Source organism: Campylobacter sp. CFSAN093249, from assembly GCF_011067895.1.
GTDB classification, from domain to species: domain Bacteria; phylum Campylobacterota; class Campylobacteria; order Campylobacterales; family Campylobacteraceae; genus Campylobacter_D; species Campylobacter_D jejuni.
This window is the reverse complement of the sequence record NZ_JAAMWM010000001.1, coordinates 47,038-66,998: the sequence shown is the minus strand read 5'-3', so window position 1 is coordinate 66,998 and position 19,961 is coordinate 47,038. Positions and strand designations below refer to the sequence as shown.

The following is a 19,961-nucleotide window of genomic DNA, read 5'->3' as shown; positions in this document are numbered from 1 at the left end:
TAGAAAGGTTTGCAATGAAACTTTTTGGAACTGATGGAGTTCGTGGAAAAGCGGGTGAATTTTTAGATAGTTTTTTGGCTATGCGTTTAGCAATGGCTGCGGGTATTTATTTTAAAGATAAAAGTATTACTAATAATATCTTAGTAGGAAAAGATACAAGAAGAAGCGGCTATATGATAGAAAATGCTATTGTTTCAGGGCTTACTTCTATAGGATATAATGTTATACAAATTGGTCCTATGCCAACTCCTGCGATTGCATTCTTAACTGAAGATATGCGTTGTGATGCAGGGATTATGATTTCAGCTTCTCACAATCCTTATTATGATAATGGTATTAAATTTTTTGATGCTCATGGAAACAAACTCAGTGAAGATATAGAGAAAAAAATAGAAGAAATTTATTTTGATGATAAGCTTATACAAGCCTCTAAGGTAGATATGGAGAAAATTGGTCAAGCAAAAAGAATTGATGATGTTATAGGAAGGTATATTGTTTCTATTAAAAATTCTTTTCCAAAAGATCTTACTTTAAAGTCTTTGCGTGTGGTTTTAGATGTGGCTCATGGGGCAGCTTATAAGGTAGCACCTACTGTTTTTAAGGAATTAGGTGCTGAAGTTATAGTAATGAGCGATAAACCTAATGGACTTAATATCAATGAAAATTGTGGAGCTTTACATCCTGCAAATTTAGCTGCTGAGGTAAAGCGTTTGCGTGCAGATTTGGGCTTTGCTTTTGATGGTGATGCAGATCGTTTGGTGGTTGTAGATGAAAAAGGCGAAGTGGCTAATGGGGATAGTTTATTGGGCGTATTGGCACTTTATCTTAAAGAACAAGGTAAATTACAATCAAGTGTTGTGGCTACTATAATGAGTAATGGTGCTTTAAAAGAGTTTTTAAATAAACATGGTATAGAACTTGATACTTGTAATGTTGGCGATAAATATGTGCTTGAAAAACTAAAAGCCAATGGTGGAAATTTTGGTGGAGAACAAAGTGGGCATATTATTTTTAGCGATTATGCAAAAACTGGAGATGGTTTGATAGCCGCCTTGCAATTTAGTGCTTTAATGCTTTCTAAGAAAAAATCTGCAAGTTCTATTTTGGGTCAAGTTAAACCTTATCCTCAGCTTTTAACCAATCTTAAAATTGCAGAAAAAAAAGATTTAGATAAAATTAAAGGTTTAAAAGAATTAAAAAAAGATTTAGAAAATAAAAATATTAATACCTTATTTCGCTATTCTGGAACAGAAAATTTGATAAGACTTTTACTAGAAGCCAGAGATATTAAGCTCTTAGAAAAAGAAATGAAAAATGTTGTGGAGTTTTTTAAGAAAGCTTTAAATGGCTAAAACTTTTAAATTTATTTTTTATTTTTGGGGTGCCTTTGTTTTGGTTTTTGCCCTTGATCAATGGGTAAAATCCTTAACTTTAGCAGGATTTAGATGGCAGAGTGAATACTTAGATTTAACTTATGCTCTAAATACAGGCGTAGCTTTTTCAATGTTGAGTTTTTTAGAACATAATTTAAAATATTTACATCTTGCTTTAATTGGCGTGCTTTTTATTTATCTTTTTTGGCAAAGAACACTTTTAAAAACTCATAGCATAGCTTTTGGAATGATGCTTGGTGCCGGCGTTTCAAATTTATTGGATCGTTTTATACATGGAGGTGTAGTGGATATGTTTTTTTGGCATAAATGGTTTAATTTTGCTATTTTTAATGTTGCAGATGTCATGATAAATATAAGTGTGGCTTTGATTTTAATACAAGAAATATTTAAAAAAAGGAAAAAAGATGACAGAATGGATTAATGATTATTATTTTTGGATTAAATGGGTGCATTATTTGGCATTTGTTTCTTGGATGGCTGGACTTTTTTATTTACCTCGTCTTTTTGTGTATCATGCTGAACATAAAGACAATAAAGGTTTTGTTGAGGTTGTAAAAATTCAAGAAAGAAAACTTTATTATTATATACAAACTCCTGCAATGATTGTGACTTTAATCACAGGAAGTTTAATGTTGCATGCTCATAAGGAAGTTTTAATGGTAGGTGCGGGTTTTATGCATGTTAAACTTACCTGTGTTACACTTTTGATTATTTTCCATATACATAATTATTATTGTTTAAAAGCTTTAGCAAATGATACTTCTACTAAAAGTGGAAAATATTTTAGAATTTATAATGAATTTCCAACTATAATGTTTATTATTATCGCTCTAATGATGGTTGTTCGTCCCTTTTAGTTTGTCTCCGCTTTAAATTCCATGCTAGTGGAGTTAAGCGGATCAATATTTTCTTTCATGATATCGATATAATCTTTATTTTTAAGACGCTTATCATCTCTAAATACTGCGCGCACAAGATCCATTCCTGTGTAAAAATCTTTCATTAAAACCACAAAAAGATATTGACCAAATTTGGTTGCGATTAAAGCATTTTGATCTTTTATGATGGCACCGCTTGTTTTAAGCCCTAAAAGTTCTATGAAAAGTTCTTTTTCGAGATTGCAATTTAGAGTTTTGTTAAATTTATCAATTTCTATTTTCCCTGAAAAAATTTCAGTTAAAAAGACATATTTGATAATTTCTTTTTTATCAAAACAAGCTTTGGCTATATTAGCATTTTGTTTTTCTTGTATAAATTTGGCATAATCATTTAGATTAAATGCATTAATTAAAAGCTCTCCATCTAAGAAGCTAAATGCTCCACTACCTACTCCTAGGTATTCATGATGAGAGCTAACATATTCATCATTGAGTTTATTTTTTTCCAAAGAAAAACTCCAACCATTGTTTTGGGTATAGTCTTTAAAAAATTCGCGTATGATTTGATAATAAGCAAATTCATTGTCTTCAATGCTCACTCCTAAACTTTTGGCGATATTGTCTTTGGTAAGATTTGATTTCATTAAAGGATAGGTTGTGATTTGTTGCGGGGCTAAATTTTTGGCAATTTCTAAGTCATTTAAAAGTTGTTTTTCGCTTTGTCCTGGAAGATTGAAAATAAGATCTATACTAAAAATAGGCAAAATTCCTAAAGCTTTTGAAATTTTTTCTTGAAGTTCTTGAGATGAACCAAATTTATTATATCTTGCCACTTTTTTTAAAGTTTCATCATCAAAACTTTGAATCCCGCAACTTAAACGATCAATTATACCTTTAAACATAGAAAGCTTATTTGGATCAATATGATTTGGATCGCTTTCGCATGAAATTTCTTTTATATTAAATAATTTTTTACAAAGTTCTAAGGTTTTTAATAATTCCTCTTCGTTAATCAGTGTTGTACCACCACCCACATACATGGAGGTAAAATCAAAACCTTTATCTTTCATGATTTTAATTTCTTCTCTAAGATTTTGAAAATATACTTTGGCTAAATTTTCATCATAATAATATTTATGAAAGCTACAATAAGGACAAAAAGTATGGCAAAAAGGTACATGAGCATAAAGCATATAGCTTTTATCTTGTTTTGGAATTTTTTCTTTGGGTTGTTTTAAAAGTTCAACATTGAAACCTTTTTGAAGAGATTTTTCCATCATAGTATGAGAGTATTTTAAAGCTAAATTTTGAAATAAATTCATAAGTGGCCTATATATAAAATATTTAAGACATAACTTTATCAATTTTTAGCTAAAATAGGAGTAAATTTTTTATTTCTTAAATAAAAAATAGGATTAAGTTTTTAAATTATTTAAAAAGGATATAAAATGGATAAAACCAAAATTGTTCAAAATTTAAATGCTTTGTTTAAACAAAGAGCAGAGTTTTACTCTTATTTTGATGAAAATGTTGCCAAAATCAATAATACTGAAGTATTTGATTTTAAGAATGCTAAAAATTTAAATCCAGAAGAGGTATATAAGCAATTTTATCATTTTGATTATGCTATAAGAAAATTATTGCCTGCTATTTACAAGGCTTATGAAATTACAGATGCAGATTTAGACAAAGATTTTTAATTTATTTAGAGAATAGAACAAACTATTCTCTAAAAGACATATCTAAATTTTTGATTCTTCTTTTATATTTTTGCTTGTATCTTCGCTTTGCTCAAATCCTCCGCCAAATGCTTTGATTACATCTACTATGGAATTGGCATAAGAATATTTAGTATTATTAAAAGCAACGGCAGCATTAAGCCAATTTTGACGTGCTTCTAAATAATCTTGCAAAGACATTTCTCCTATATCATAGCGTTCTTTAGCAATTTCATAGATTCTTTTGTAAGATTGTTCGCTTGCTTGTGCATTATCGTATTGTAAGCGTATAGTTTTTCTAGCTACTAAAGCATAGCGAATTTCTCCAAAAGCAGTAATCAAAGTATTTTGATAATTTACAAAAGCTTCATCTTTATTAAGCTTAGCTAAATTTACATTTTGGTAAATTTCACCCCAATGAAAAATAGGCAGAGTAAAGTTTCCACCTATATTCCAAGTCTTAGAACCTCCTTTAACCAAGGTATCTAAATCCCCACTTTCAAATCCCAATAATCCTGTTAAAGAAAGGCTAGGTAAGAAAGCCGTGCGAGCTACTCCAACAAGATAATTTTGCTGAGTTAATTTTTCTAAAGAAGAGCCAATATCTGGACGTTGAAGCAAGATGGTGCTTGAAATTCCAGTTGGAATGTCAAATTCTTTAAGATTAAAAACTTGATAGCTTTGATTTTTGTAAAGTATGTCATTTAAATCATTTGAAGTTAAAATTTTTAAAGCTTTAAGGTAATTTTCTTTATTTAATTTTGCTTCATTATATTGCAAAGCCATACTTTCTAAGTTGGCTCTTGCTTGAGCAAATTCATATTCACCTACAGCGCCAACTTGAAATTTTTCATCATTAATCCTATAAATTTCTTTTGCAGATTCATAGGCTTCTTTAAGAGCATTTTCATTTTCATAAGCATTTACAAGATTAAAATAAGTTTGAACCGTATTTGAAATAACAGAAAGTCTTGCAGCTTCATAATCATACTCACTTGCTTTAAAGCTTGATTTTGAGGCGCGATATGTATCGCGATATTTTCCCCAAAGATCGATTTCATAGCTTAAATTAAGCCCCATTTTAAAATCATTACCGTAACTTACTTCCCCAGTTCGATTGCTTGGAGCATTTATAGCTGTTTTTGCACGACTACCGCTTGCGCTACCATCAAATTTTGGCAACAAACTGCTAAAATCTATACCTAATTGAGCAGCAGCTTGTTCCATGTGTATGAAGGCAAGTTTTAAATCATTATTATTTTTAAGTGCTAAATCAACCACTTTATTTAAATTTTCATCATCAAAATCTTTCCACCAATTTTTTGTGATAGAGCTATTGTTTTCTTTTTCCCAAGATAAGGCTCCAAGCTTATTATCAATGTTATAGTTTGCTTCGGGAATATTTAAATTTGGACTTAAAGAGCAAGCTGAAATCAAAAGAGTAAAACTTGCTATAGCACTAATTGAAATTATTTTATTCATGAACCTTACCTCTTTTTTTATCTAGCCATTCATTAAAATTTTCTAAAAGATAGAAAAATAAAGGCACAAAGAATATCGCTAAAGTTGATGCTGCGATCATTCCACCAATAAGCCCTGTTCCTAAAGAGTGTCTTGAAGCACTTCCTGCTCCTGTTGCGAAAATCATTGGCAAGACCCCAAAAGTAAATGCCAAAGAAGTCATTATGATAGGACGAAAACGAAGTTTTGCTGCTGCAACAGCTGCTTCAAAAACCCCTTTACCTTTTTTAAAGCGCTCTTCCATTGCAAATTCTACGATTAAGATAGCATTTTTAGCTGAAAGTCCAATCAAGAGCAAAAGTCCTGTTTGAAAATATATATCATTGCTAAATCCTCTTAAATATACCAATAAAAATGATCCAAATACCGCAAAAGGCACAGCTGTTACAACTGCTAAAGGTATAAGCCATCTTTCATATTGGGCAGCTAGGATTAAAAAGACAAATACCATGCCTAAAGCAAAAGCATAGCTTGCTGTTCCTTTACTAGAAACTTCTTGATAAGCTGATCCACTCCAAGCTATCGAATAATCATCCCCTAAAGTTTCTTTTGCTACTTGAGCAATCGCTTCTATAGCTTGGCCTGAAGTATAACCTGGTGCGGGTTGACCTTGAACTTGTGCTGCTGGGAAAAGGTTGAATCGTTTTACATCATCAGGCCCTGAACTTCTTTGTAAAGTTAAGAAAGAATCAAGTGGTATCATTTTTCCATCATTTGATCTTACAAAAATATTTTTTAACGCATCTTGTGTATTTCTAAAATCACCTTTTGCGCGGATATTTACTTGGAAATTTTTACCTAGCATAGAAAAATCATTAACATAATAAGTGCCTATAGTTGCATTCATCGTGTTAAAAACATCTTGCATGTTAAGATTGTAGTGTTTTAATTTATCTCTATCAATTATAAGCTTGTATTGAGGGAAAGTTGTATCAAGGGTTGTTCTTACTCTTGATAGCTCTTTTCTTTGGTTGGCCACAGCAACAAGTTTATTTACATCTTTTTGTATTTCATCATAGCTTTTTCCGCTTTTGTTTTGAACATACATTTCAAAACCGCCTGTGATACTTAATCCAGGTATAGGAGGTAAGCCTATAAATACACTTGAAGCATTGCGATCAAAAGCAAATTTTTTATTAAGTTCGGCTATAATTTGATCAGCGCTTACATTTCTATCTTTCCAATCTTGCAAACCTATAAACATTGCAGCGGCATTTTCTTTGAGTGAACTTGTAAAAAGATCAAATCCTATCATAGCCATTGCATCTTTAACTCCATTAGTTTTTAAAACTTCTTGGCTTATGTGATCAACCTCTGAAATTGTTCTATGGAGTGCTGAAGCTGAAGGAAGATTAATAATGCTAATCATCAAACCTTGATCTTCTTCAGGAACTAAAGAATTTGGTACTGCTTTATAGAGATAAAAAATTGCTCCAAGCATAATACAAAAAATTAAAACAAAACGAATGGTTCTTTTTAGGATATATGCTACTCCTGCGCTAAATACAGAGGTACTCCAATCAAAAAAATCATTAAATTTCTTTACAAATTTAAATGGCTCTCCTTCATTGCGTCGCAAAAAGAGTGCACATAAAGAAGGTGTTAAGGTAAGAGCAACAAAACCTGATATGGTTACAGATATAGCTAAGGTAAGAGCAAATTGTCTTTGAATCTCTCCAACAAAACCTGATATAAAAGAAACTGGTACAAAAACAGCACAAAGCACAAGAACAATTGAAATAACCGGAGAGCTAACTTCTTGCATCGCTTGGATAGCAGCATCTTTTACGCTTATTTGCTCATTTTCATGTAAAATCCTATCAATATTTTCTACAACTATAATCGCATCATCTACAACGATCCCTATGGCTAAAATTAAAGCAAAAAGCGTAAGCAAGTTAATACTAAAACCTAAAACATAAAGTCCAGCAAAAGTTCCTAACAATGAAACAGGTACAGCTATCATAGGAATAAGTGTTGCACGGAAATTCTTTAAGAACATATACATAACAATGATAACTAAAATTAGAGCTTCAACAAAAGTTTTAACAACTTCTTTGATTGATTCTATTACAAATTTTGTTGTATCGTAAGGAATTTTATATGTTAAACCTTTTGGAAAATTTTTTGAAAGTTCTTGCATTTTGGCTTGAACAAGTTCTGCTGTATGCAATGCGTTTGCCCCTGATTGAAGATTGATCATAATTGGAACTGCATCATTGCCATTTAATCGTCCTTGTGAGCTGTATTGTTGTGATCCTATTTCCACATCAGCTACATCTTTAAGTCTTAAAAATGATCCATCATTATTTGTTCTTAAAATAATGTTTTCAAATTCACTAGGATTTTGTAGTCTTCCTTGCATAGTGATTGAATAAACATAAGGGGATTTTTGGGTTACAGGTTCTTCGCCAATTTTACCAGTTGCGTATTGGGCATTTTGGTCATTAACCGCAGAAATTACATCAGTAGCTGTGATTCCAAATTTATTTAATAAATCAGGCTTGAGCCAAATTCTTAAAGAATAATTACGATTTCCTATAGCGTTTGCATCTCCAACTCCTGGAACCCTTTTTAACTCATCTAAAACATTTAAAGTGATATAGTTATATACATCTACTGCACTCATTGAGCCATCACTTGAATACATAGAAATTGCAGCAAGTGTTGTTGAGGAAGTTTTTCTAACTGTTACTCCAAGTTTTTTAACTGCATCTGGCATTTTTGCAGTTGCGGCTGAAATTCTATTATTAACATCTATGGTGGCTTGATCAGGATCTGTACCGATATCAAAATAAACAGTCAAACTCATAGTTCCTGAAGAACTTGAAGTTGAATCCATGTAAATCATATTATCTGCGCCATTGATTGCATCTTCGATAGGACTTGCAACTGTTGAAGCAATGGTTTGTGCATCAGCTCCTGTGTAAGTTGCACTTACTTTAACTGTAGGAGGGGTTAAAGAAGGATATTGTTCTATAGGTAAATTTGTAAGACCTATAGCTCCAGCTAAAGAAATGATAATTGCAACAACTGAAGCAAAAACAGGTCTTTCGATAAAAAATTTAGAAAACATTATTGTGCTCCAATTTCTTTAACTTCGCTACCAACTTGAATTTTTTTAAAGTTATCTAAAATGATTTTATCGCCATTTTGCAATCCTTTGTCAATAATGGCATATTCATTGTTTTGGTAGCTTATATGTACAGAAGATTTTTCTACTTTTCCATTTTTAACAAGAAGAACATAAACATCATTTTGATTTTGTTTAACAGCTATTTGAGGCACTTTAAAGCCATTTTTTTGTATAAAACCTTCTGAAGTAATTGTTGCAAAAGCACCTGGTAAAAGTGTTGAGTTGTTGTTGTCAAATATAGCTTTGGCTTTTACTGTTCCACTATTAGCATCTATAACAGAATCAATAAAATAAAGTTTGCCTTGAACGGTTTCTCCATTAAGATTTAAATTTGCATGAATGCTGTCTAAATCCCATTTTCCACTTTGAGTATTGCGGACTAAATTTAGTTTATCTGTATCTGAAATAAAGAAATTTGCGTAAATAGGATTTAAATTTGTAACTCTAACTAGTTCAGTTGTTGAAGCACTTACATAATCTCCTATATTAACTAAAGCATCTCCTATAGTACCATCAAAAGGAGCTTTTATTTCGGTATGATCTAGATCAATTCTTGCATTTGCAAGCTGTGCTCTAGCACTTGCTAGACTAGCTTTTGAATTGTTAAATGTAGCAAGAGAAGAGTCGTATTCCTTTTGAGAGATTGCACTTTTACTAAAAAGAGCTTTAGAACGATTAAAATCCTTGCTTGCATTTTCGAAAGTTGCTTTAGCCATCAAAGCTTGTCCGTAAGCCGAATCAACACTAGCTTTAAATTTATCTTGTTCTATAATAAATAATGTTTGTCCTTTTTTTACTTTATCTCCAGCTTTAAAAAGTTTATTTTCTATTACGCCACTAACTTGAGGTTTTATAATGACATCATAATCACTGACAAGTTTAGCAGGGTAAGTAAAACTAAGTGGTAAATCTTCAGATTTAGCACTCATGGTTGTTACAGGTTGAGGCGGCATTTGTATTTTTGGTGCTTCTTCTTTGCTGCAAGCAGTGAGTAAAAGCACAACACCTAAAGCTAAAATAGTATTTTTTTGAAATAATTTCATGGTTTTGCCTTGAAAAATTAAATTAAAAATTGTAATATTTATTACAAAAATTTTTGGCTAATTATATCTTAATTTTGGTTAATAAAATTATTTTTAAGCTTTGGATCCATTGATCCCATTTAGAAAAACATTTACAACAAATTCAACATGTTCTTTTTGTTCTTTTTTATTTTTCAAAGGAGCATTAATTAAAACATTAAGATGATGATAAGGTTCTTTTAACATAGTGCAAAAAAGAACAGCAAGTTTTTCTGCATTTTTTTTCATATAAGAATTATTTTGTTGCTTGAAAAAATCCATAAGTATGTTATAGGAAAAATTTTGTTGATTGTTTTCTATCCAATTGGCAAGATGTCTATCTTTGTCATAAACTTGAGAATAGATAATTTTACCAAAAGCTACAGCTTCTGGTTGATTGAAAATTTCTATAAAAGCTAAACCAAAAGAAGTTAAAATTTCTTTTAAAGTGCCATTTTCAATTTCTTGTGTTTTGGAATAAATAAGATGAAAGTGTTTTTTACATATGTCATCTAAAATTTCAAAGAATAGCCCTTCTTTACTTTTAAAACCATCATAAATATTAGAATAAGATCCTCCAGATAATTTAATAATATCACTCAAACTTGTTTCTTGGTATCCTTTTGTTAAAAAAAGCTCTAAGGCCACTGCTTTGATTTTTTCTTGTCTGGCTAAAACTTTTTGTGATGGTGTTCTATTTGAGTTCATTTTTATCCTTTATAAGAGTGCTTTTAGGGTATACAAATATACTTTTTCTAAAAACCGAAATTTTTTCATTATCCTTTGCGTAAGCTTTTATATGTAAAGGAAAGATTACGTCTTTTTTATCATTATTTGCTAAATTTTTTGTAGCCCTGATAACAACTATTTTTTTGACTTGTTCTCCTGCTTTTAATTTAAAAGGTTTGTTTGGTCTTATGATTTCAATTCCATCATTTATTCCTTCTAAATTTGCTGTAAAATAATATTCATGAGGTTTAGAATCTGTATTTTGAAATAAAAAGGTATAAGCATTTGAAATGACTAATTCACCTTTAACATTTGAAATATTATATAATTCACTACTGCGATTGATATTTAAAAGCATGCTTTCTTTTTTGCTTCCCATGATGATTAAAGCCAGTAAAGCAATTAGAAGAACTATAAAATATGCTATCGTTCTAAATCTTAAATAATGAACCTTAGAATGCGTTTCAATAGCTTTTGCACTTGTCCAATTGATCAAACTTGGACGATTAAATTTGCTTTGAACCTTAGAGCAAGCATCGGCACATTCAAGACAATTAATACATTCAAGTTGCATTCCTTTGCGTATGTCAATATGAGTTGGACAGATGCTAACACAGGCTTCGCAACCTATGCATTCTCCCTCAGGCGGTTTTTTATGAAGTTTGGTGTGTCCATCATAGATCAAGCCCCCGCGTTTTTCATCGTAGATCACTTGCATTGTATCATGATCGAACATTACAGATTGTATTCTTGCATAAGGACAGACATAAACACAAAATTTTTCTTGTAAATAGGTAATATCCAAAGTAAAAAGTAAGCTAGCACAAAATAAAATTCCAAGTAAAAGTAGATGCTCGCCAGGATTTTGAATATAATTGAAAAAATCTTCAGGAGGAATAAAGTACCAAAGTAAATTACTAACAGCAACTAAAGATATAAAATAAAAAATTATTACTCCAAGAAATTTTTTAAAATATTGCCTCTCATATTCTTTTTGTTTGTTATTGATATTTTTGCGAATTTTAAGAAATTTAGTTTGTATGATATCTCTATATATAACTCTAAAAATCGTTTGTGGACAACTCCAAGCACACCAAATTCTTCCACCTAAAGTTGTAATAAAAAAAATAAATAAAAAAAGAAATATAAGAACAAAAGGCATGAGATAAAATTCTTGTGTTGAAAAAGAAATAAAAAATAGGTTTAATTTAGAATGATCAAAACTTAAAAGAAAAAAATGATTCTCATTAATTCTTATGAAAGGTAGGGAAAATATGATAATACTTGCAATTAAATATACAAAATATCGTTTTTTTGTATAGTTTGTAATGTGTCCTTGCATTTTTAGACCTTAATTATAATTTTTTAGCACTTTGTAATTAAGGATTATAACCGATAAAAACTAAAACAATTTTTAAATGCTTTCTAAGTTAGAATTAATAAGAAGTGTTTTATAATTATATTTCACAACAAAAATTTACACAGAAAGGTGGTGAGGACTGTGCCAGGAATCAAGGTGCATCCTAACGAGTCTTTTGATGAAGCGTATCGTAAATTCAAAAAACAAGTAGATAGAAATCTAGTTGTGACTGAAGTAAGAGCAAGAAGATTTTTTGAGCCTATGACTGAAATTCGCAAAAAACAAAAAATTTCAGCACGCAAAAAAATGCTTAAAAGACTTTATATGCTTAGACGCTACGAGTCAAGACTCTAACCCAAAAGCCCGAAAGGGCTTTTTTATATCTACAAACTTCATTTGGTATTAAATTAAAAAGTATTTATTATTTTTTGTTAAAATTTCTAATTTAAATTTTCTGTTTTTAGGATAAACTTATGAAAAAAATCAAAAAAATCATTCAAATTGGTATGATAGGTGGTTTAGCAGCTGTTGCTGGAGGTGCTTTAGCAGGTTGTGGAAGTAATAATGACAATGCAGATACTTTAAATCAAGCAGCTAATGCTCAAGGAGCTTTTGTAATTATCGAAGAAACAGCTCCAGGGCAGTATAAAATCAAAGATCAATATCCAAGTGATGAAACAAGGGTAGTTTTAAAAGATCTTAATGGTACAGAAAGAATTTTATCCAAAGAAGAAATGGATGCTTTGATTAAAGAAGAAGCAGCTAAAATTGATAATGGAACTTCAAATTTAACTAAAGACAATGGACAAATCAGTAGTGGGGGATTGAGTTTAGGGGAAACTTTACTCGCAAGTGCTGCAGGTGCTATTTTAGGAAGTTGGATAGGTTCAAAACTTTTCAATAATCAAAATTTTGCCAACCAACAACGCGGTGCTTTTTCAAATCAAAGTGCTTATCAAAGGAGTGTTAATAGTTTTAATAAAGCAGGCACAACAAGCTCTGCTTCAAGTGCTAAAAAATCAGGTTTTTTTGGTGGAGGCTCTAAAGCCACAAGTTCTAGTTCTTCTTTTGGCTCTTAAGGATAAATAATGCAATTATTACAAGTAGACAAACTTCAAAAAGATTATTTAGAAAATATAGGTTTTTCTTGGCATACAGATGAAGATGGAAGTGATTATATTAGCAATAAGTTAGTTTGTGTTAAGGAAAGTGAAGCTAATGCTTATTATGAAGCGGTAAATGAGCTTTATGATATGTTTATTGCTGCAGCGCAAGAAGTGATTAATAATGATCGTTTTGATGAGCTTGGAATTCCTTTTAATCTTATTGATGCGATTAAGATGAGTTGGGAAAATGAGGTTCATTGGCATTTATATGGGCGTTTTGATTTAGCGGGTGGACTTGATGGCAAGCCTATAAAACTTATAGAATTTAATGCTGATACCCCTACTGCTCTTTTTGAAAGTGCGATTTTACAATGGGCACTTTTAAAACAAAATGGAATGGATGAAAGCGCACAATTTAACAGCATTTATGAAAGTTTGATGGATAATTTTAAAAGACTTATTACCCTTGATGAAAGTGTTGAAGGGTTTGAAGAGCATTATCAAGGATGGAAAATTCTTTTTTCAAGTGTTGCAGGAAGTAAAGAAGAGGAAATCACTACAAAATTGCTTTCACATGTAGCCAATGAAGCAGGTTTTCAAACTAATTTTTCCTTTGTAGATGAGGTAGAATTTAGTGAAGAAGGAATTTTTAAAGAGGGTGAAAATTATGAGTATTGGTTTAAGCTTATTCCTTGGGAAGATATAGCCATAGAAGAGGGTGAACTTGCTATGCTTTTAACTCAAATCATGCGTAATCAAAGAGCAATTATTTTAAATCCTGCTTATACGCTTTTATTTCAATCTAAGGGAATTTTAAAAATTCTATGGGAACTTTATCCAAATCATCCATTACTTTTAGAAACAAAAGATACTCCTTTGGAAGGTAAAAACTATGTTAAAAAACCTGTTTTTGGTAGAGAAGGTGCAAATATCAGTATAATTAAAGATGGAAAAACTTTGCATGAGAATGTAGGTCCTTATGGGAATAATAAGGCTATTTATCAAGAATATGTAGAGTTTAATTCATGTGAAAACGAATACTATCAAGCAGGTGTTTTCTTTGCTTATGAAGGGTGTGGCTTAGGATTTAGAAAAGGAGGACTTGTGCTTGATAATTATTCTAAATTTGTAGGACATATTATAAAGGATTAGAAATGAAAATTGTTTGTTTAGATGCGGCAACTTTAGGGGATTATGATTTAAGTGTTTTTGAAAAATTTGGTTCTTTGCAAATTTATACCACAACAAATAAAGAGCAAACCATAGAGCGTTTAAAAGATGCTAATGTCGCCATGACAAACAAGGTTGTAATTGATAAAGATGTGATTGATGCTTGTAAAAATTTAAAACTCATTTTGGAAACTGCTACAGGGGTTAATAATATCGATATTGAGTATGCTAAAGAAAAAGGTATTATTGTAAAAAATGCTGCTGGGTATTCTACTATGAGTGTGGTGCAACATACTTTTGCGTTTATGTTTGCTTTTTTAAATCAAGTGCTTTATTATGACAAATGGAGCAAAGAGGGTAAATGGTGTGAAAGTCCTATTTTTACAGATTATAGTAGAATTTTAAACACCTTAAGTGGTAAAAAACATGGTATTATAGGTTTAGGAACCATAGGTAAAGAAGTGGCAAAAATTTCAAAGGCTTTTGGAGCCGAAATTTATTATTATTCTACGAGTGGAGCTAATAAAAACGCAGATTTTGTACATTTGGAATTAAAAGATTTATTAAAAACTTGCGATATTATAAGTATCCACGCACCTTTAAATGAAAAAACCAAAAATTTACTCGCCTTTGAAGAATTAAAGCTTTTAAAAGATAATGCGATTTTGATTAATGTAGGAAGAGGTGGGATTGTCAATGAAAATGATTTAGCTAAAATCATAGATGAAAAAAATATTCGTGTAGGGCTTGATGTTTTAGAAATTGAACCTATGATGAAAAATCATCCACTTTTAAGCATTAAAAATAAAGAAAATCTTATTATCACTCCTCATGTTGCGTGGGCGAGCAAGGAGGCTTTAAATGCTTTAATGGATATAGTTTATAATAATTTAAAAGAATGGATAGAAAATGGCAAGTGAACATAGTTTTGATATTTCAGCAGCTTTAGATAAACAAGAGTTAAAAAATGCTTTTGAACAAGCTAAAAAAGAACTTGATAGTCGTTATGACTTAAAAGGAATTAAGTGTGAGATTGATTTAAGCGAAAAAGAGAGTATTTTTAAACTCAGTTCTTCTAGTGAAGGAAAGCTTGATGTTTTAAAAGATATAGTGATTTCTAAACTTATCAAAAGAGGAATTAATCCTAATGCTATTAAAGAGCTTTCTCGTGAAAGTGGAGCAATGTTTCGTTTAAATTTGAAAGCAAACGATGCTATTGATAGTGAAAATGCCAAAAAAATCAATAAAGCTATCAAAGATAGCAAACTTAAAGTTAATTCTTCGATTCGTGGTGAAGAAATTCGTGTTGTAGCAAAACAAATTGATGATTTACAAGCTGTGATGAAGCTTGTAAAAGAGCTTGATTTAGAGTTAAATATCAGTTTTAAAAATCTTAAATAAGGTCAAATTTGAAGCATTGTTTAGCTCTGTGTTTTATTTTTTTTCTTTGTGCTTGTAGTGTGAAAAATCAAAATTTTTCGAGTCAAAGCTTGATGGTTTTGATTGCTTCTCCTATGATAAAAATCAATGACGCAGCTTTTTTAAAAAAAGAAAATAATGCTTTAAATTTAGAAGTTTATAAACTAGGGCAAGCTTTTTTTGAACTCAAAATCAAAGATAAAATTTGTATCAATGCAGTGTGTTATGATAAAAAAGTGTTTAATCAAAAATTTTTTAAAAATGTATATTATGATGATATTTTAAGTGATATTTTAAAGGCAAATGCTTTATGGCAGGGTAAAAATTTAGAAAAAACTGATTGTGGTTTTGAACAAAATTTAAAAGCAAAAAATTATGAAATTTTTTATCAAGTTTGTGATAATAAAGTAAGTTTTTTTGATAAAATTTCACATACTAAAATTATCTTAACGCATATTCAAAATTAAAGGATAGAGTTTGAAATTTTTTTTACTGGTATTTTGCTTTGTAAATCTAGCTTTAGCGCAAGTTTATAAAGGTGAATTGTATTTTTATCATTTGCAGGATAAAGAAATTTTTGCCATAGTTTATGATAATGCGCCTATGACTCCACTTTTTGACAGGGATAAAAATCAAACAAGTTCTAGTTTTTTAATTATTGATGATATAAATGGAAATTTAGAGATTCCGCTCGTTAAGACAAATGATTTTTGGCAGGATGAGCGTAAAAAATATAAAATCAATTCTTCTAAAATGCTTACATATGATAATAAAAATTTTCAAGGAGAAATTTTAGGAACAACTACTTTAGAACTTGTTGAAACGCAAGATGGCATTCGTATAAAGCGTAGTCTTGATTTTATAGGTTTTAATGATGATTTTAAAGAATTTCATCCTGTTCATAAGAGTGTATTTAGTTTTGAACAAATTCGCCAAAAGCCTATTTTTTTACAAGATGGAAAAATTAGTTTTGAAGAATGGTATTATTTTTATGAAGATGGTATGAGCCGTGCTATTTTAGAGTTAAATAATTTTGTTTATGATATTAATGCTCACGCATTTGTAAAACTAAATGATTTGTATAATACTAAAAATCAAAAATTTCAAAATCTTTTACATGAGAAGCTTAAAAATACATGTGATGAGTGTTTTGAAGATCTGCAAAATTTACAATTTAATAATAATTTTTTGCTTAATAATGGAAAACTAAAAATTTGTTATCTACCTTTTGAAGGTCATTTTTTAGATGAAAATATTTGCGTAGAATTTAACGAAGATGAGCTTAAGGAATTTAAAAAATAATGGAAAAATTAAAAAATTTTTTAAGTTTGAAAAATATAGAAGATACTCAAATTTATAAAGAGCTTAAGTGTGCTAAAAATGAGGCTTTGATTCTTAGAGAACTTTGTAGAAATTATGTCGTTTCTATTTCTTCTATCAATGCCTTTACTTTATTATCGACAATTTTTGGAAATGATAAGTATCTTTATCTTGATGCTTTGGAGGATTTAAAAAAACTTATCGAAAGAGGTTTTGTAAATCAAAATTCGAGTTTTTTTAAAAGTTTAGAAAATAATAAAACTCAAACATTAACTCTTGCCTTATTGCAAAGTGAGCTTAGTCTAAGTGAATATTTTTTAGAATTTTTAGAAGCAAAACCTCGTTTAAATTTTGAGAAACAAGAGGCTTATGCAGATTATTTAGAATATTTAAAAGATGAATTTGCGCGTATTCAATTATACGAAAGATTAAGTTTTATACAAAAAAGTGCTTATAATAGTGAAATAAAAAATCAAATTAAACTTTATGAAAAACATATCAAAGAAAGACTAAAAAAAAGTAAATTTTATAATGTATTGGCTGATATTTTTAAAGAATACAATCTTGAACATAAAGAACAAATTATTTTTCTAGCACTTTTAAAAGAAGAATACGCCTTAAGTAATGAAAGTTCGATTTCTAGAGAAATGAATTCTTTACTTTCTTTAATCAGTGAAAATGATTTAGAAAGGCATAAAAATAAAAAACTATTACAAGAAAATGCTCCTCTTTTAAACTTAATCGAGTATGATGAATATTTAAATGCTTTTGGAGATATTTCTAAAAGTTTTTTTATTATCGATGAAATTTTACAAAGAATTATAAATTTTGAACCAAAACAAAGTAAAAAAATCAAAATTGAAAGTGTTTTAAAAGATCAAGATATTTTCGAGCTTATAGAACCAAGCACTGACATCAATGATATTATTATGCCTGAAAATACAAAAGAGCTTTTAGAAAATATTTTAAAACAACAAGATAAAAAAGTCCTAGAAAGACTTCATTCTTGGGGTATAAAGAGTAATAAAAATATAGAAGCTAAAATTATTTTTTATGGTCCTGCTGGTACTGGAAAAACTATGTCAGCTTTAGCTATGGCTAAATCAATGAAAAAATCTGTTCTTAGTTTTGACTGTTCTAAAATTTTGAGCAAATGGGTTGGAGAGAGTGAGCAAAATGTAAGAAAAATTTTTGATACTTATAAAAATATCGTGCAAACTTGTAAACAAAGTCCTATTTTACTTCTCAATGAAGCTGATCAGTTTTTAAGTACGCGTGTAGATGGAAGTAGTGGTAGCGATAAAATGCATAATCAAATGCAAAATATATTCTTAGAGCAAATTGAGCGTTTTAGTGGTGTGATTATCGCTACGACAAATTTTTTAGAAAGCTTAGATAGTGCATTTTCAAGAAGATTTGATTATAAGATAGAATTTAAAAAACCTGATTTTAAAGATAGGCTTAAAATTTGGGAAAAATTTCTACCTAAAAAAGCATTATTTGAAAAAGATTTTGATATAAATATTTTATCAAATTATGAATTAAGTGGAGCACAAATTTTAATGGTGGTGAAGAATACAGCTTTGAAAGTAGCTGTATCAAAAGATGGGGTTTTTAAAATGCAAGATTTTATAGAAAGTATACAAAAAGAATTAAATTCAAGTTTTGATAAAAGTAAGATTGTTGGATTTTAACTTTTTTAATGTTTTTGTATAGCGAACTATAAAATAAAACAAAGCTATAATTAAAGCACTCCATTCCCAAAACATAGGAATTTTTGGGGTTAAAAAATAATGATAACTTGCCAAAACTAAGCATAAATATCCTAGTTTTCTGATTTTACTAAGTTTTTTAAAGATTTTAAAAGAACTTAAAAGCATTAAAAATATGATTAAAAATGCGATAAATCCACTTGCTTCTAATAAACGATGTGAAATATCATCGAAAAGCCTTAAAATTTGAGCATTTCTATCAAAAATAAAATAATTTAAAAAGTGCAAAATCGCCCAAAAAGCTGCAAAAATACCTAAAATTTTAGGATAATTTCTTGTTTTTTTAAATTTAAGTAAAGAAAATAAAAGACTTAAATTTAAAAAGATTAAAGCAAATATTCCAGTGTAAATATAGGCTTCTTTTACAAAATCAAAGGCTTTTATGATATGATAAAAGCCATAAATTAAACTTATGATAAAGCTAAAATAAGCAAGAAATTTAAAGTATTTTGTCTGCATTAAAAATTCACTTTCAAGTCCATGTTTTTATATAAACTTGCCACTTCTTTTTCATATCCATTAAACATTAAAGTAGGTTTGGTAAAGAAGTCTCCTAAAGCCCTCTCGTTAGCTTGAGACCATCTAGGATGAGAAACATTAGGATTGACATTAGCATAAAAACCATATTCACTTGGAGCGTAACTTTCCCAAGTGGATTTAGGCTGTTCTTTGGTAAATTCTATTTTAACTATGGATTTAATACTTTTAAAGCCATATTTCCAAGGAACAACAAGGCGTATTGGAGCGCCATTTTGAGGCTTTAAGGCTTTTTTATACATTCCTACTGCAAGCAAGGTAAGAGGATGCATAGCTTCATCCATGCGAAGTCCTTCTACATAAGGATAGTCTATAGTTGGAAATAAAGCGTCTTGATCGGGAAATTGGCTCTTATCTAAAAGAGTGGTAAATTTAACAAATTTTGCCTCGCTTGTAGGTTTTGCCATTTCAATCAAACGACGCAATTCAAAGCCTACCCAAGGTACCACCATAGACCAAGTTTCAACACAGCGAAAACGATAAATTCTTTCTTCTAGTGGAAATTTTAAAATATCTTCCATGCTTAAAGTTAAAGGTTTTTCTATTTCTCCACTGATATCGATTTTCCAATTTTGAGTATTGAAATTTTGTGCCAATGATACAGCCTTTCTTTTATCTGTTGAAAATTCATAAAAATTGACATAATTTGTAGCCAGTTCTTCATCGCTGATTTCAAGTTTGTTTGGATTAGTATCGCTTGTGAAATTTAAAGCAGATAGTTTAGAAGCAAGCACGCTTGAACTTATTAAAGCACCCGCTCCAAGTTTTAAAAAATTTCTCCTTTGTTTATAAAGTTTTTCAGGTGTTATAAGCATAATTTTTCCTTATTAAAAATTTTTA

At 29.9% G+C, this 19,961-nt stretch carries 19 protein-coding genes and 1 pseudogene; 12 read left to right on the top strand and 8 right to left on the bottom strand.

All coding sequences use genetic code 11. The features are described 5' to 3' along the window. The first annotated feature begins 14 nt into the window (after window positions 1-14). Genes glmM through hemJ form a run of 3 tightly spaced genes read left to right on the top strand, consistent with a single transcriptional unit; the run spans window position 15 to window position 2,251 of the window. On the top strand, window positions 15-1,352 hold the full coding sequence (gene glmM, locus FBF10_RS00355; protein WP_002888125.1) for a phosphoglucosamine mutase: 1,338 nt from the start codon (window positions 15-17) through the stop codon (window positions 1,350-1,352). Then, the gene (gene lspA / locus FBF10_RS00350) at window positions 1,345-1,815 is read left to right on the top strand and encodes a signal peptidase II (RefSeq protein ID WP_002858678.1); all 471 of its coding nucleotides are present in this window, start codon (window positions 1,345-1,347) and stop codon (window positions 1,813-1,815) included. Before glmM ends, lspA begins: the two co-directional genes overlap by 8 nt. After that, entirely contained in the window at window positions 1,799-2,251 is a 453-nt protein-coding gene (gene hemJ / locus FBF10_RS00345; RefSeq protein ID WP_002854237.1) for a protoporphyrinogen oxidase HemJ, read from the top strand. Before lspA ends, hemJ begins: the two co-directional genes overlap by 17 nt. Here hemJ and FBF10_RS00340 read toward each other — a convergent pair. Beyond that, entirely contained in the window at window positions 2,248-3,594 is a 1,347-nt protein-coding gene (locus FBF10_RS00340) for a coproporphyrinogen III oxidase family protein (protein WP_002875811.1), read from the bottom strand. The two genes, hemJ and FBF10_RS00340, sit on opposite strands and share 4 nt — an antisense overlap. A gap of 126 nt (window positions 3,595-3,720) precedes the next feature. Here FBF10_RS00340 and cmeU point away from each other — a divergent pair, with 126 nt between their 5' ends. Beyond that, complete coding sequence (cmeU, locus tag FBF10_RS00335) at window positions 3,721-3,972, top strand: CmeU family protein (RefSeq protein WP_002854407.1); 252 nt, start codon at window positions 3,721-3,723, stop codon at window positions 3,970-3,972. Window positions 3,973-3,994: 22 nt separating this feature from the next. Here cmeU and cmeC read toward each other — a convergent pair. From cmeC to ccoG, 5 genes and pseudogenes are all read right to left on the bottom strand, one after another. Further along, a pseudogene (cmeC, locus tag FBF10_RS00330) lies at window positions 3,995-5,472 on the bottom strand (multidrug efflux transporter outer membrane subunit CmeC). Continuing rightward, the gene (gene cmeB, locus FBF10_RS00325; RefSeq protein ID WP_002867772.1) at window positions 5,465-8,587 is read right to left on the bottom strand and encodes a multidrug efflux RND transporter permease subunit CmeB; all 3,123 of its coding nucleotides are present in this window, start codon (window positions 8,585-8,587) and stop codon (window positions 5,465-5,467) included. The pseudogene cmeC and the gene cmeB overlap by 8 nt, the downstream one beginning before the upstream one ends. Further along, complete coding sequence (gene cmeA / locus FBF10_RS00320) at window positions 8,587-9,690, bottom strand: multidrug efflux RND transporter periplasmic adaptor subunit CmeA (protein WP_020246863.1); 1,104 nt, start codon at window positions 9,688-9,690, stop codon at window positions 8,587-8,589. The genes cmeB and cmeA overlap by 1 nt, the downstream gene beginning before the upstream one ends. A gap of 93 nt (window positions 9,691-9,783) precedes the next feature. Next, window positions 9,784-10,416 carry a multidrug efflux system transcriptional regulator CmeR gene (gene cmeR, locus FBF10_RS00315; protein WP_002866632.1) on the bottom strand — a complete coding sequence of 211 codons (633 nt, stop codon included), beginning with the start codon at window positions 10,414-10,416 and terminating at the stop codon, window positions 9,784-9,786. Next, complete coding sequence (gene ccoG, locus FBF10_RS00310) at window positions 10,403-11,779, bottom strand: cytochrome c oxidase accessory protein CcoG (protein ID WP_020246865.1); 1,377 nt, start codon at window positions 11,777-11,779, stop codon at window positions 10,403-10,405. Before ccoG ends, cmeR begins: the two co-directional genes overlap by 14 nt. Before the next feature lie 159 nt (window positions 11,780-11,938). Here ccoG and rpsU point away from each other — a divergent pair, with 159 nt between their 5' ends. The 8 genes from rpsU to FBF10_RS00270 all read left to right on the top strand — a co-directional run bounded on the left by rpsU (window position 11,939) and on the right by FBF10_RS00270 (window position 18,506). Next, entirely contained in the window at window positions 11,939-12,151 is a 213-nt protein-coding gene (rpsU, locus tag FBF10_RS00305; protein ID WP_002780697.1) for a 30S ribosomal protein S21, read from the top strand. 119 nt (window positions 12,152-12,270) lie between these two features. After that, window positions 12,271-12,876 carry a UPF0323 family lipoprotein gene (locus tag FBF10_RS00300; protein ID WP_002854351.1) on the top strand — a complete coding sequence of 202 codons (606 nt, stop codon included), beginning with the start codon at window positions 12,271-12,273 and terminating at the stop codon, window positions 12,874-12,876. A 9-nt stretch (window positions 12,877-12,885) separates the two neighbouring features. Continuing rightward, complete coding sequence (locus FBF10_RS00295) at window positions 12,886-14,055, top strand: glutathionylspermidine synthase family protein (protein ID WP_002888116.1); 1,170 nt, start codon at window positions 12,886-12,888, stop codon at window positions 14,053-14,055. Window positions 14,056-14,057: 2 nt separating this feature from the next. Then, window positions 14,058-14,993 carry a D-2-hydroxyacid dehydrogenase gene (locus tag FBF10_RS00290; RefSeq protein ID WP_002854730.1) on the top strand — a complete coding sequence of 312 codons (936 nt, stop codon included), beginning with the start codon at window positions 14,058-14,060 and terminating at the stop codon, window positions 14,991-14,993. Beyond that, window positions 14,983-15,474 carry a YajQ family cyclic di-GMP-binding protein gene (locus FBF10_RS00285; protein WP_002854188.1) on the top strand — a complete coding sequence of 164 codons (492 nt, stop codon included), beginning with the start codon at window positions 14,983-14,985 and terminating at the stop codon, window positions 15,472-15,474. The genes FBF10_RS00290 and FBF10_RS00285 overlap by 11 nt, the downstream gene beginning before the upstream one ends. Before the next feature lie 8 nt (window positions 15,475-15,482). Next, window positions 15,483-15,959 (top strand): hypothetical protein, encoded by a 477-nt coding sequence (locus FBF10_RS00280; RefSeq protein ID WP_002854442.1) that lies wholly within the window; start codon window positions 15,483-15,485, stop codon window positions 15,957-15,959. Window positions 15,960-15,969: 10 nt separating this feature from the next. Then, window positions 15,970-16,794, top strand: coding sequence for a hypothetical protein (locus FBF10_RS00275; protein ID WP_020246867.1), 825 nt, complete (start codon window positions 15,970-15,972; stop codon window positions 16,792-16,794). Next, window positions 16,794-18,506 (top strand): ATP-binding protein, encoded by a 1,713-nt coding sequence (locus FBF10_RS00270; protein WP_002854291.1) that lies wholly within the window; start codon window positions 16,794-16,796, stop codon window positions 18,504-18,506. Before FBF10_RS00275 ends, FBF10_RS00270 begins: the two co-directional genes overlap by 1 nt. Here FBF10_RS00270 and FBF10_RS00265 read toward each other — a convergent pair. Together FBF10_RS00265 and msrP are read right to left on the bottom strand one after the other, a co-directional pair. After that, the gene (locus tag FBF10_RS00265; protein WP_002859467.1) at window positions 18,471-19,043 is read right to left on the bottom strand and encodes a sulfite oxidase heme-binding subunit YedZ; all 573 of its coding nucleotides are present in this window, start codon (window positions 19,041-19,043) and stop codon (window positions 18,471-18,473) included. The two genes, FBF10_RS00270 and FBF10_RS00265, sit on opposite strands and share 36 nt — an antisense overlap. Beyond that, window positions 19,043-19,936 carry a protein-methionine-sulfoxide reductase catalytic subunit MsrP gene (gene msrP / locus FBF10_RS00260; RefSeq protein ID WP_002858649.1) on the bottom strand — a complete coding sequence of 298 codons (894 nt, stop codon included), beginning with the start codon at window positions 19,934-19,936 and terminating at the stop codon, window positions 19,043-19,045. The genes FBF10_RS00265 and msrP overlap by 1 nt, the downstream gene beginning before the upstream one ends. Window positions 19,937-19,961: the final 25 nt, after the last annotated feature.